We start from the raw sequence: 12,690 nt of genomic DNA, 5'->3' as shown, positions 1-12,690 counted from the left end.
TCCTAGCCCTTGGCCATGTTCATAACGGCCTCTATCTCACTAATGCTTTTTGGCACACTAACAGTTAAATTCTCGTGGCCTTGCTCAGTCACTAATAGGTTATCCTCAATACGAATACCAATACCTTTATATTGCTCTGGCGCTTTGGCATCAAGGCTAATGTACAGCCCAGGCTCAATTGTCAGCACCATGCCAGGTGCAAATGGGCGCTCTTTTTCATCTTGTTTGTAGTCACCAACATCATGCACATCAAGGCCAAGCCAATGACCCAAGCCATGCATATAAAATGCTTTACAGGCTTGGTTATCAAGTAGCTCTTGTAATTCACCTTGTAAAATCCCTAAGTCCAGTAAGCCTTGAGTTAATACCGTCATCGCTAATTGGTTCGCCTTAGATAAGCTGCCACCGGGTTTAACTTCAGTAAATGCCGCTTCTTGCGCCGCTAAAACAATGTTATAAAGCTGCGCTTGAGGTTCACTAAACTTGCCATTAACTGGGAAGGTACGGGTAATATCAGCCGCGTAACCTTGTAGTTCAGCCCCTGAGTCAATCAATACTAAGTCACCCTCAGTGAGCACATCGCTGTTAGCGGTGTAATGCAATATATTGGCGTTATCGCCGCTACCAACAATAGTACCGTAAGCTGGATGACGAGCACCGTGCATTGCATAATGGTGATGAAGCTCTGCTTCTAATTGATATTCAGTAGCGCCAGCTTGAGCAAATTGCATCGCGCGAATATGGCCTTGCGCACTGATCTCGCATGCTTTGCGCATAATTGCTACTTCAGCTGCTGATTTAAACAAGCGCATTTCATGCACTAAGCCACGAATATCTTTAATGGTGTGCGGTGCTTTGTAGCCTTTTTTAGGCGCGCCACGCAGGGTATTTAATAACCCCCACACTTTGTCATCAAACTGCGGATAAGTGCCTTGTGCATAAAATAAAATCTGCTGGCCGTTCACCAAATTCAATAATTGTTCATCTAGCTCACTCAGTGCACAGGTTTGGTCGAATAAATACTCTGTTTTTGCTTTTTCAAAGCCAATACGGCGACCATGCCAAATTTCAGCCAATTTATCTTTATTCAAACAAAACAGTGTACTGGGTGTTTCACTGCTTGGACAAAGAACCAATACAGCATCAGGTTCATTAAAACCCGTTAGATAATAAAAATCACTGTCTTGGCGAAATGCATACTCGGTATCACGGCTACGAGTCACTTCACTCGCACCAGCAATGATAGCCACGCTATTTGGATCCATCATCGCTAATAAACGTTCGCGGCGTGCTTTAAACTCTGCTTTATCAATACTCACTGTCGGCATACTCAACTCTGTTTTAGCAATTTAATGGAGTGTTTTTTTAGTGCTTTTTGCTGCTTGCTCTTGACCTAACTCTGCAAAACATAACAACGCCGAAACACGCACATATTCAACCACTTCATGCAGAGCTTGGCTGTCTTCTTCAGTTTCATCAAACATAGTGTCTAAGCGGGTAATTTCGCTAAAGTCGCTGATCACTTCTTTGACATCAGCCGACAGTGTGCCGTAATCTTTTTGTTTTAAACCAAAACCAAGCATAAATCCAGCCACCCACGAAACTAAGCCATTGGCTTGATCAATTAAGGTTTCATCATCGCTTGGTAAAAATAAATCAAATTGAAATTCTTCGTCGTTAAAACTGGCCACTACCTGCTTATAAATCACTGCAAAAAATTCTTTTAGGTCGTGGCTAAATGATTGGCCATCATTAAATACATCGCTTAATAGTCCGAGGTACTCTTTGGCTTCAATATTCAAACCACAGGCGAGTAAGCCACTGATCACACCATGGGCTTCTGCAGGAGTGACAAAAATTTCGTTTTTCTCAAGTAATAATTGAGCTTGTTGGTAATCTGGTAATTCGTTCATGCTGGCATCTTTCGCTTGGCTAATTAAGTTAATGCTACCACTCGATAAATAGCAACTCCAATGAAAAGTATGATTGAGGTCAAAAAGCAATCCAAAAAGTAAATGCGCCGTTACCAGCGTCGAAAAACTACGCAAACAGTATAAGTTTTTTCAATTTGGGGTGTAAGGAATGGATTATGTCTTATATACTGAAGTTGTTCCCTAGGGTGTTGGAGCTTGGTTAAGTCCCTGAGCCGATAAATTTTATGTTAGGGTTTCTGTTCGTCTACTATTGTGCAAGCTCGGCATGTACCGAGAAGCCTACGGTAAACCGCAGATCCCCGCCCTGAAACCTTATGGTTTCAGGACTGACACCGAGTGCCGCATACTTGGGGAACACCTTCCTACCCTTTTAGATTATTCCTTTTTGTGCTTTATCCCGTTTAAAATAATGTGGCGCAAATGTGTTTAACAATGTAGCAAGCACTATCAACCCAGTCCCTGATATTTGCATCACACTCATTGACGTATCGAAAAACATGAATTGAAACACCATCGCAAAAATTAAATTTGTGTAGATCAACGGCGCCAGCTCTGAATTAGAATCAACTAAACGATACGCCTTAGAACGAAAGAACTGCGTGGATGCTGTCGACAACCCCAAAAATACCAATAAAAGTGGGATCCCTTGTTCAAAACTAACCAGCAACTCTAAGCTATGTTGATATTCATACTGACTTGTAAACATCAGCATCACGGGTAATACCAATAAACTCGCAATTGCAAAACACCAGCCATTGATCACCAACACGGGTAAGTCAATCTTACTGGCTTTAAATAATGCCACTTGCGAACAGCCATTAAAAAACCCCGCAGCTAAACCAATTAATAATTCCCAACGCCACGTTATCCCTTGCGCGGTTAAATTTTGCATCGCGACACCAATGATCATCAACATTAAAGTCGGCATGACCAGCCAGCTAATTTTGGTTTTATAAAAAAACCGCTCTAATAACGGAATAAATAGCGGTCCTGTACTAAATAACACCACCGCTTCAATTAACGTCAAATGACTTAATGCCAGCATAAAACAACTTTGACAGCTGGCAATAAAAATAGCCCGTAGGGTAAATGCTCGCACCGCCGCTTTATCAGGCACAACCCAGTGACTGCATGCAGCGAAAATTAGCATTACTAAGGCAGGTAACAGTAAGCGTAGCATCACTAAAATAGCGTCACTAAAATGAACCGTTAAAAACTTTGACAACAAACCGTTCAACGCTAAAGTAAATGTGGACAACAGCATAAACATACTAGGCCGTAATATAGCAACCATAACACCCCCACCCTCAACCAAAAAATGCATTTTACATTGAGAATAATAAGCTTAAGATAAATATGGTCGCTAAAGTAGCGTGGAAGCAGAAAATTAAAAAGCGAGTAATAGTGTACAAACCTGTAAGTAAAACTTAATAAAGAGAAAGTATGGCTCATTCGATCCCATTAAAATCATTACACAGCTTTGTTGCCGTGGCGCAAACTGGCAGTATGGTGCTTGCCGCACAGCAACTACATATAAGTCATTCAGCGGTAAGCCAAGCAATAAAGTCACTTGAGTCACAACTCAATACACCGTTATTTAACCGAGTGGGTCGTCGTGTTGAATTAAACAATACAGGTAGGCGTTATTATCAGCGAGTACAGCCTGCTTTGCGCGAAATTATCGCCGCCAGTGATGAAGTTTCCAAAGCACAAGCCGATAATCATTTAACATTAAACATGGTTAATTCTATGGCGCTACATTGGTGGATACCCCGCGTTGCAGAGCTACAGGCCTATGCACCCGAGCTGGATGTGCGCTTATCTAATTTAGTTGGTGAGTTTAACCTAGATCATCAAGGGGTCGATGTTGCATTAATTCACGGTAATGCCAATGACTGGAGTAACTACGCGTGTGAAAAGTTAGGTGATGATGAACTCATTTTGGTATGCAGCCCACAGCTACTCGATACAACGCAATGCCTAAAAACCATACTGAGTAAGTACCCTGCTATTTTTGTTCAAAACCCGCGTCGGCATACCGATTGGCAAGTTTGGTGTGACGCCCAAAAACTCCCTTTACCACAGCAGCATAAAAACTTAACCTTCAATATATCAGTGCAAGCAACACAAGCGGCTATGCGCCAGTTAGGTATACTGGTTACCCATAAACAGTTTGTAAAAGATGATATTAAACATGGCATGCTGGTGCAAATAGGTGAACCTATTCTAAATCCTCATCAACAATTTCATTTTGCAAGCACAAAAGAAAAAGCAGAAAACACGAAGATACTGCAGCTCAAACAATGGCTTAAACTGCAATTTAATGATGGATAAAAATAGCAACTGAGACCAATTTAACCTTTGACTTTGAATGCACCAAGCACAATACACACTGCCCCGCCAACCATCGCGGCCCAAGCTTCAAGTGGTGTTTCGCCATTGAGAGTACGAGTTATTTGCGCACTCGCTGAGTCATAAATGTCATACCCCCAAAAAGCTAATGCAACACCAATACAGATCAGCGCAATACCAATTACTTTTTTCATTAGAATTCCTTTAAAACTCAGTGGTAAGAATATCTAAAAATACGCTATGGTATTGATTAAAGCAAAATTAAAGTAGTGATCTGAGCAACAAACTCTATACAAACATTAATAGAGTTCACTCTTAATACTCTTTCAGCCTCCCAATTAGTTGACTCACTTTCAATAATTAAACAGCATAAACATTCCCTGCATACAATATAAATACAGTTAAAACACAATGTTACAGTATAACAAAACATTGGTGTTGAATATTTTTCATCTTAGTTTTACCATCCCTATATCAGCAACAAGCCACTCTATTTGTACCTTATATTTATAAGCCTGCCCTATTTTTAATTGCACATATTAAAATAAAAAATCGGCACCTTTAATTGCTGCAAAATTTACGCATTGCTTATATAACAACCATTTGTATAATCGCCGCCCTAGGAAGCTAAACACTATTAAAAAGGACCCCTTATGAATGCTTATCTAAAGAAAACCGTTGCAACTATCTCTCTTGCGGCATCACTTGCTTTAACTGGCTGTGTATCAACAGAACTTAAAACAAACAACAAATATGAACTACCTGTAGAGTTTACAACCACAAACCCTGCAATGATTTTTCCGGTTTCACTGCATGGTGTACCAGGAAATGATACTGAAGTAGGTTTAGCAATCACAGCCGGTGTTGCTGGTAAATACGGCGCATCAGTTATTTCTGCGCAACAACTTTATAGTGTGGTGGGTAACCTTTCATGGACACTAGGTGAAAGTATCCGCCGTGGTGCGAATAAAGGTGATTACCAAATTAACTATTACGGTGAACAAATCGCAACTGATTTACAATACTCAATGGATAAGTTAACCAAAGCACTAAAAAGCTCAGGTGCAATCAAAGATAAAGACTTTTCTTTTGAAAACGTTATTGTACTTCACGTAGATAGCACGGGCGGTATTCCAGTACCAGGTGTAAGACGCGTTACAGCATTTGGCGGAATCATCAATGTGAAAAACTTAGAAGTTATTTCTTACATTGAAAAAGATCTGGTTTTAGGTAATGACCAAGATGCTATTTTGGCGCAAATGCCACTCGAGATGAATGCCATTGTTGAAGAACTGACTGGCAAGAAGTAATACTCAATGCCTTGTACGTAACCCCGTGCAAGGCATTAATGAATTGAAATTAAAAGAATAAATCCACAAGCAAAAAACTCCCCACAATATAAATCAAATTTATAGCAGCCCTTGCAAGCCAAGGAAGTTGGGGGAAACTGAGTTTAAATTGCAGGCTTACCAGCGCACATCCACCCATTAAGATAAACCACGGCGTAAAGAAGTAAATAAACCGCCACTTAATAAGCATTACAGCCAAGTCATGCAGTGCTCCACTAACAGCAAACGTCACTAATACCGCACACCAATTAGGTAAAAAATCGGCTATTGGTTTCATCACGAAGCGCGATAAATAGTAGCTCCAAATTGGGTTCCAATAACGCCAAAAGACATAAAACGAAGGGGCCCCCAGCGAGCGCTCGAGCATATTACGCATTGAACCTGAGGCTCCCAGCGCCACACCTGTTCGTTTCTTAACATATTGCGACAACGAAATAGCGATACTCATTTTATGAGGCTTATTGAATAAAATAGCCAATCACTTGCCACTGCTCAGCTGATTTTTTTAGCGTCACCGTTTCAATAGAGTCCGCTTTATTTTCAAAATCAGTTTGAAACTCTAAAATGACATACTCACCATCAGGTAATTGTGGGATAGCAGTTAGCTCTTGACGACTGATACCTTGGCGGGATTGAACTTTACCAAGCGGAGCACGCACTTCCTCTAACTTAGATACCCAAAGCGCCTTAGGTACGTTTTCTTGAAAAAACACCCCCGCCTGTTGCCAACTATTTGCGTATTTTCCACTATCAACCACTTCTAACCAACTCGTAGCTGGAGCGATTTCTGTTGCAACATCAACAACCTTTAGCGTCTGTGCCCAAGTGAGTGTGCTTATAAATAAACATAGAACAACAATTATATTCTTCATTTCAAACTCCTTGTTTATGCAATCAATAAGTATTTAACTTACCTTTTTTTGAACCATAAATCACGACTTTATAGTTAAACTTACTTTCACATTTTACTTTTTACTTTACTGGTCGCGATACTGGTTGCTGGGTTGTCTGGCCAAAAGTGCTTGGGATATCGGCCCTTCATTTCTTTTTGCACATCGCGATAACTAGTTTGCCAAAAGCCAGCAAGATCTTGCGTAAGCTGTAATGGTCGTCTTGCTGGCGATAACAGCTCCATTAATAACGGTAATTTACCTTGCGCTAAAATTGGTGTGCTGGTCATGCCGTATACTTCTTGCATGCGCACACTGAGTTTTGCAGGGCCATCGAGTTGATATTCAATACGAATATTTGAGCCACTAGGCACTGTTAATCTAAGTGGTAATAACGCTTTTAAAGCTGATTGTTGCTGCCAGTCAAAGACATTTTGTAGTGCCTCGCAGTAATTAAACTTTTTAAGCTGATCAAGCGTTTTAATATCTTGTAGGTATGCCACAAGCCAGCTATCGGCACTGTCAATGAGTGACTGCTCAGTAATGGCTGGGAACTGCTCAGGCAATAATTTACTGGCTAAGCACATACGAATAAGTAACTGCTCACTCTCGCTTTGTTCATTGAAAATACTAAAACTATGCTTTTTAAATATGTTAAGCCATGCTTTGGCTCGTTCACTTTTATCAAGCTTTTGCTGACTCGGCTGACTGCTAAGAGTAATAGCCCCTAACTTTATTTCATCTTGGTGAATGAAACGCCCGGCTTTTTCGTCGAATTCGCAACGGGTTTGCTGGTAAAACAAATGCCCAAGTTCGCTTTCAATTTCAGCTGGTGTAAATGCAACACCCGCAAACACCCGGCCGCCTTTGTGCCCACCCATACTGGCAATAGCGAGATAATCATCGTTATGCCAAAACTCTTCACTAAGCTCAGCGCCAGCACCATTGACAAGTAAATAACCATTACCTCGTTTTTTCGCGAGCCTATCAGGGAATGCAAACGCGACCAGCAACGCTAAGTATTTGGTTTTTAGCTCTGCTACGGGGCTGAGTTTTAAGCGCTTTAACCAATAATTAAGTTGTTGTTTAAATATGGGATGTGGCCGAGCATGTTGGCTATGTAGCGCTAGATTCAGATCAGCTGCATGGCTAATGCGGCTTTCCAATAACGCCACTAAATACGCTGCTAAACTATACACCCCCGGCATGCTCGACTCTAATTGCTGCGCCTTAATAAGCATATGCGCTAAGCGAATGTCAGTACCAAAACCGAGCATCTGTGTACCAAGGGCAGTGAGCTTTTCTTTACCGTCGAGAGCTTCTAACATTTGGAGTAGTTTAGTTGCTTGCTGAACTTGTTGTTGTGCAGGTGGATCTAACAAGCGCAAATCACTTAGCTCAGCGCCCCAACACTTTGCCTCTAATAATAATTGGCTTATATCAGTGCTGACTATTTCTGGCGCATCATGACTATTACGTCGCTCAAAAGTTTGCACAGAGCCAAGCCGATATACTACTCCGGGCTCTACACGCCCAGCACGACCAGCCCTTTGTATTGCTGATGAACGAGAAATACTTTGCGTTATCAACTCAGTTACACCTGTTTTTAAATTAAAACTGGCAGTACGACGTTTGCCACTGTCAACTACAACTCGAATACCTTCAATGGTTAAACTTGTTTCAGCCACATTGGTAGTCAATACGATTTTTCGCTGCCCACTTTTTGCCGGTGCAATAGCAGCTTGCTGAGTCGCCTTATCTTGCTCACCGAATAAGGTGAACACCTGACAGTCTGTAGGTAATTCTATGAGAGCTTGCTGTACACGATTTATTTCTCGCTGACCGGGTAAAAATACCAGTACACTCCCCACTTGTTCATTGACCGCCTGAGTGATTATTGCAGGTATTTGATCGAGCCAACGGCTTTCATCTTTTAATGGAATATACACTTCATCAATAGGAAAACTACGCCCACTTGACTCAATAATCAGGCAGTCAAAAAACTGCTGATAACGCTGCCCGTCAAGAGTTGCTGACATCAATAGAATAGTTAAATCATCACGTAGTGCAGCCTGTGATTCCAGCGCAAAAGCTAATGCAGTATCAGCGGCGAGTGAGCGCTCATGGAACTCATCAAAAATAAGTAAATCAACGTCAGTCAATTCAGGGTCGTTTTGTAGCATTCGCGTCAACATGCCTTCGGTGACAATTTCAAGGCGAGTATTAGCGCTGACTTTAGTTTCTTGTTTGATCCGTAAGCCAACACTTTGGCCAACATTTTCATTCTGGCAACTAGCTAAATAGTTGGCGATATTTCGTGCAGCAAGACGCCGTGGTTCAAGCATTACAATGCGTTGGAAATGCCCGTCACGCATTAGCTGCAATGGCAACCACGTTGACTTACCCGCTCCTGGCGGCGCTTGTAATAATGTCATCGGCTGAGTTTTTAGTTGGGAAACTAGCTGTGTATAAATATCTTCAACGGGTAGCACACGTTTTACCATTAATAACCATTTTGCTGATTATACCCAAACCACCTCAAGATACGTTAAAATTTCAGCTTTGCGGTAATATTACTATAGCTTTGTAGTTCACCGGCTAACAGATATTTACGATAATGCTTAACTACATCATCACTTTGCCAATGTGTTTTTTCTGTTGAAGGGGCTATACCAACCCATGCATTGCGTTGATTTTCCTTCGCTAAATACAATGCTCCATCCGCCAGTTCGATCACTTGTTCCCAGTTAAATAACTCCGGCATCGCAGCTATAAAAGGATAACTGGCAAACCCGACTGAACAAGTACACTGCAACGACTCATCATGGTTTAAAGTAAATTGATGATCTGCAACCGCGTTACGCACGCGATTTAGTGTATGTGCGGCTTCATTAAAGGTGAGATTATCCATTACTAATAAAAACTCTTCCCCGCCCCAGCGGATCAATAAGTCGCTATCACGGCTGTGTTGTTGCAGTATTTTTGAAAACTGCTCTAACACCAGATCGCCCGCCCCATGGCCATGACTATCGTTAATTTGCTTGAAATGATCTATATCTACCACTGCAAAAACTAAGTTTTGCAATTGCGCAGGCGGGAGTAAATGATTTGCTCGTGCTAATTTTGCTAGTTGCTGATTAATCACACTAAAAAAGTAGTGGCGATTATGTAACCCCGTTAAGCTATCTGTATAACTCATTGTTTTTAAAAGTTCATTACTTTTAGCAAGTGCATGAGTACGCTCAGCAACTTGTTGTTTTAGCGTTACTAAATAGCGCTGATTTTGCCAGCGCCAATAGATAAATGCCAAGCCGCACATAATCAAAATACCGGCTAATAACCAACGTTGTTGCTGTAAATGGTGGTTCTCTATTGTTTGCTGTTGCTGTAATAAACGTTGCTCTTTTAACGCGTTATCTTTACTCAAAAGCAATAATTGTTGATTTTGCGAATCAAATTTAAAATGAGCCTCTAGTTGTAATACCTTATTATTGCGTCGCTGTAAGCTTAATGCATCTTTGCTCAGCGAATATCGATTCAAATAACGATACGCCAACTTAAATTCTTTTTGCTGGCGATAAGCACTTGCCACCAAAAACTGTAATTGTGCCTGTTCTTCTAAAAAACGCGTATTATAACTATTTGCAAGCTGTGATAACGCGGTATGAATGGCCAACTTGAAATTACCTGCTTGCAAATAGCAATTAGCCAACGCCAAATAATATTGTAAACGAACACGTTCTTGTGACTTACTGATCTGGGTAGGATCAACGTTAGCTAACATCGTCTGTGCAGCTTGATAATCGCCAAGTTTAAGGAGGATCTGCGCGTGGTTGACCGCAACCTCATACATGGTGTCACCAATATTTGCTGTCACACTTTGCGCTTTATTGCTCGCTGCTAATGCTTGATGATAACTCCCCATTGCCAAGTAGATCTTACTTTGCCAAAGGTACATTAGTGTGGTGTATTCTGAATTATCACTTTTATAATAATCAATAGCATGGTGTATATACTGCTGCGCTAAACGAAAACGCTCTAGCTCCATTTCTAAATGTGCTAAATGTAAATAAGCCCAAGCCGTGTACTTTTTATTTCCTGCCGATTGCGCTAATTCCAGAGCATAATTATTAAGCTTTACACCTTCTTCAAATGCCCCATAACGGCGCTTGACCATGGCTTCAAATAAGTAACTTTCAACCTCAATTTCCAACGCCTGTTGCGATACAGCTAATTGCCGCAATTGGTGAATGTAACTCATAACATGCAGCATGTTATCGGCATCAATATCGGCTTTAAACTTAGTGTAATAGTGCTCTAATTGCTGTTTATCTTGCGCTGTCGAATTTGCAAAAAGTTCACCACCATACATCAGAAGTACGAATAAAAATATGCTTTGAAAATTTATCATTGCTTAGTAACTATCATTTGCTGATTTACTACTTGCCAATCTTTAACCTGCTGATTGATAAACCCTGATTGCTGAAATGCCTTATTGATGATGCCGCGTTGTCGCAAAACTTTTAAACCTTTAACCAGTGCTTGAGCAACCTCTTTACCCTGCGGATGATTTTTACTAACAACAAAGTGCCGAGTATCAGGTAATACGACTTTTACGTTTTTAATTGGTGTAAATAAGTGCCCTTCATAGTTTAAATCCAAGTTCGCACCGACACTAAAATTAATCATCATTGCATCAACCACGTTCGCTTTAACCATAGCTAACATCTCCTCCCACGGACCAATATAGCTAATTGCACTCATCGGAGTGTTAATGAGCGCCCGCCAATCAACATGCCAACGCGGGTTGACCACCACAGTTAGCTTATTGAGTTGTGATAATTGTAATTGTTGCGCCTGCAAGTTATCAGCAGAGACATATAAGCCCGCTTCATATTGGCCAAACTCAATAACAGCATCACTCACATAAAGCGAGCCTCGGTAATTTAAGATGTCTTCATGCCACATACTGCGCGCCAGCATTAAACTAGTCCCATCAATTAAGGCATCAAACTCAGTATTCGCAGCCCAAGGTTGCGCCCGAAACTCAACAGGCCGAGTTTCACCTCCTAAATAAAGCGCTTGTTGCAGTAAAATCATTTCCACAATTTCAAGATGAGAACCATCCGTATTGGCTGTAAAGTCAGTAATACTGAGTACATCGCGACCATTTAAAAAAGCGCTATAACGCTCACTAAAATTTTCATTACTTAGGATATCAATAACCAATGCTGGCTTTGCAGCTACACTACTACTAAACAACATAAACAAATAAAAAACATACTTCATAGGAAAGCCCTGAAAATAAAAAGTCATTGCACCTACAGGCCACAGTGACTAATTATACAGCAACAACGCACAAACTGTTAACCTGCGTTAAATTATGTAATCGGCCATCTATTACAGTTGCCCGCATTTGCCACCGGTAGCAAATGCAGCTAGAATCGACTTAACACTAATTAATTTGGGTAGGACTAAATGAAAATTGCATTAATGAATGAATTCAGTCAAGCGGCTAAAAATCCAATCGTACTTGAGCAATTAAATAGCGTTGCACAGGCGCAAGGTCATCAAGTTTTTAATGTTGGAATGGATGGCGATAACGACCACAGGTTGACTTATATCCACCTTGGTATAATCGCCAGCTTATTATTAAATTCTAAAGCAGTAGACTTTGTTGTGACAGGTTGTGGTACAGGTCAAGGAGCGCTAATGGCGAGCAATGCATTTGCGGGTGTCAACTGTGGATACTGTATTGACCCATCTGATGCTTATCTATTTGCACAAATAAACAATGGTAATGCCCTTGCTTTACCATACGCCAAAGGGTTTGGTTGGGGTGCTGAGTTAAATATTAAATATATTTTTGAAAAAGCCTTTACCGGTGAAAAAGGCCAAGGTTACCCAGCTGAGCGTAAAGAGTCACAAGTGACTAATGCGGGGATCTTAAATCAATTAAAAACAGATGTCGCTAAAGATTACTTAAGTGCACTTGAAGCCATTGACCCTGAGCTGATCAAACAAGCTATTGGCGGTCCACGTTTTCAAGAGTGTTTTTTCGCACATTGCCAAGACGACGCAATTGCGGCATTTGTAAAAGCGCGTATTTAACGTCGCAATAATTACACACTTTGCAGTAACTATTGAACATCGTTTATCTCGGCC

At 41.0% G+C, this 12,690-nt stretch carries 12 protein-coding genes and 1 other RNA gene; 4 read left to right on the top strand and 9 right to left on the bottom strand.

What is annotated here, in order from left to right:
* Positions 1-2: 2 nt before the first annotated feature.
* Positions 3-1,328, bottom strand: coding sequence for a Xaa-Pro aminopeptidase (gene pepP, locus PHAL_RS0112345; protein WP_016708724.1), 1,326 nt, complete (start codon positions 1,326-1,328; stop codon positions 3-5).
* Between the two features lie 21 nt (positions 1,329-1,349).
* The gene (locus PHAL_RS0112340; RefSeq protein WP_016708723.1) at positions 1,350-1,913 is read right to left on the bottom strand and encodes a UPF0149 family protein; all 564 of its coding nucleotides are present in this window, start codon (positions 1,911-1,913) and stop codon (positions 1,350-1,352) included.
* A 195-nt stretch (positions 1,914-2,108) separates the two neighbouring features.
* Between PHAL_RS0112340 and ssrS the strand changes: the two genes are divergently transcribed.
* Positions 2,109-2,292, top strand: a non-coding RNA gene (ssrS, locus tag PHAL_RS23885) — 6S RNA.
* Positions 2,293-2,304: 12 nt separating this feature from the next.
* Here ssrS and PHAL_RS0112335 read toward each other — a convergent pair.
* Positions 2,305-3,228, bottom strand: coding sequence for a DMT family transporter (locus PHAL_RS0112335; protein ID WP_029216132.1), 924 nt, complete (start codon positions 3,226-3,228; stop codon positions 2,305-2,307).
* Positions 3,229-3,377: 149 nt separating this feature from the next.
* On the opposite strand from PHAL_RS0112335, the gene PHAL_RS0112330 reads away from it, so the two are divergent.
* Positions 3,378-4,268 (top strand): LysR substrate-binding domain-containing protein, encoded by an 891-nt coding sequence (locus PHAL_RS0112330; protein WP_016708721.1) that lies wholly within the window; start codon positions 3,378-3,380, stop codon positions 4,266-4,268.
* A gap of 20 nt (positions 4,269-4,288) precedes the next feature.
* Here PHAL_RS0112330 and PHAL_RS0112325 read toward each other — a convergent pair whose 3' ends face one another.
* Complete coding sequence (locus PHAL_RS0112325) at positions 4,289-4,480, bottom strand: DUF3185 family protein (protein WP_016708720.1); 192 nt, start codon at positions 4,478-4,480, stop codon at positions 4,289-4,291.
* A 459-nt stretch (positions 4,481-4,939) separates the two neighbouring features.
* Here PHAL_RS0112325 and PHAL_RS0112320 point away from each other — a divergent pair, with 459 nt between their 5' ends.
* Complete coding sequence (locus PHAL_RS0112320; RefSeq protein WP_016708719.1) at positions 4,940-5,596, top strand: hypothetical protein; 657 nt, start codon at positions 4,940-4,942, stop codon at positions 5,594-5,596.
* 49 nt (positions 5,597-5,645) lie between these two features.
* Here the strand turns inward: PHAL_RS0112320 and PHAL_RS0112315 are convergent, their stop codons facing one another.
* The 5 genes from PHAL_RS0112315 to PHAL_RS0112295 form a co-directional block, all read right to left on the bottom strand.
* Positions 5,646-6,083: an MBOAT family O-acyltransferase gene (locus PHAL_RS0112315; RefSeq protein ID WP_016708718.1), complete on the bottom strand. Its 438-nt coding sequence runs from the start codon at positions 6,081-6,083 to the stop codon at positions 5,646-5,648.
* Between the two features lie 10 nt (positions 6,084-6,093).
* Entirely contained in the window at positions 6,094-6,507 is a 414-nt protein-coding gene (locus PHAL_RS0112310) for a DUF4019 domain-containing protein (protein WP_016708717.1), read from the bottom strand.
* A gap of 86 nt (positions 6,508-6,593) precedes the next feature.
* On the bottom strand, positions 6,594-9,017 hold the full coding sequence (gene hrpB, locus PHAL_RS0112305; protein WP_029216131.1) for an ATP-dependent helicase HrpB: 2,424 nt from the start codon (positions 9,015-9,017) through the stop codon (positions 6,594-6,596).
* Positions 9,018-9,073: 56 nt separating this feature from the next.
* Complete coding sequence (locus tag PHAL_RS0112300; RefSeq protein ID WP_029216130.1) at positions 9,074-10,936, bottom strand: GGDEF domain-containing protein; 1,863 nt, start codon at positions 10,934-10,936, stop codon at positions 9,074-9,076.
* Entirely contained in the window at positions 10,933-11,814 is an 882-nt protein-coding gene (locus tag PHAL_RS0112295) for a hypothetical protein (RefSeq protein WP_016708714.1), read from the bottom strand. The genes PHAL_RS0112300 and PHAL_RS0112295 overlap by 4 nt, the downstream gene beginning before the upstream one ends.
* Positions 11,815-12,003: 189 nt before the next feature.
* On the opposite strand from PHAL_RS0112295, the gene PHAL_RS0112290 reads away from it, so the two are divergent.
* Complete coding sequence (locus PHAL_RS0112290) at positions 12,004-12,636, top strand: RpiB/LacA/LacB family sugar-phosphate isomerase (protein WP_016708713.1); 633 nt, start codon at positions 12,004-12,006, stop codon at positions 12,634-12,636.
* Positions 12,637-12,690: the final 54 nt, after the last annotated feature.

Origin of the sequence: Pseudoalteromonas haloplanktis ATCC 14393 (assembly GCF_000238355.1) — a bacterium.
Taxonomy (GTDB): domain Bacteria; phylum Pseudomonadota; class Gammaproteobacteria; order Enterobacterales; family Alteromonadaceae; genus Pseudoalteromonas; species Pseudoalteromonas haloplanktis.
Note: the sequence above shows the minus strand (reverse complement) of the source record. Positions and strands in the feature narration are given on the sequence as shown.

Excerpts from the sequence above, each read along its gene's own strand:
- PHAL_RS0112330 (WP_016708721.1), top strand. The coding sequence starts at position 3,378 with ATGGCTCATTCGATCCCATTAAAATCATTACACAGCTTTGTTGCCGTG.
- PHAL_RS0112335 (WP_029216132.1), bottom strand. The coding sequence starts at position 3,228 with ATGGTTGCTATATTACGGCCTAGTATGTTTATGCTGTTGTCCACATTT.
- PHAL_RS0112295 (WP_016708714.1), bottom strand. The coding sequence starts at position 11,814 with ATGAAGTATGTTTTTTATTTGTTTATGTTGTTTAGTAGTAGTGTAGCT.
- PHAL_RS0112340 (WP_016708723.1), bottom strand. The coding sequence starts at position 1,913 with ATGAACGAATTACCAGATTACCAACAAGCTCAATTATTACTTGAGAAA.
- PHAL_RS0112290 (WP_016708713.1), top strand. The coding sequence starts at position 12,004 with ATGAAAATTGCATTAATGAATGAATTCAGTCAAGCGGCTAAAAATCCA.
- PHAL_RS0112315 (WP_016708718.1), bottom strand. The coding sequence starts at position 6,083 with ATGAGTATCGCTATTTCGTTGTCGCAATATGTTAAGAAACGAACAGGT.
- PHAL_RS0112325 (WP_016708720.1), bottom strand. The coding sequence starts at position 4,480 with ATGAAAAAAGTAATTGGTATTGCGCTGATCTGTATTGGTGTTGCATTA.
- PHAL_RS0112320 (WP_016708719.1), top strand. The coding sequence starts at position 4,940 with ATGAATGCTTATCTAAAGAAAACCGTTGCAACTATCTCTCTTGCGGCA.
- PHAL_RS0112300 (WP_029216130.1), bottom strand. The coding sequence starts at position 10,936 with ATGATAAATTTTCAAAGCATATTTTTATTCGTACTTCTGATGTATGGT.
- PHAL_RS0112310 (WP_016708717.1), bottom strand. The coding sequence starts at position 6,507 with ATGAAGAATATAATTGTTGTTCTATGTTTATTTATAAGCACACTCACT.
- pepP (WP_016708724.1), bottom strand. The coding sequence starts at position 1,328 with ATGCCGACAGTGAGTATTGATAAAGCAGAGTTTAAAGCACGCCGCGAA.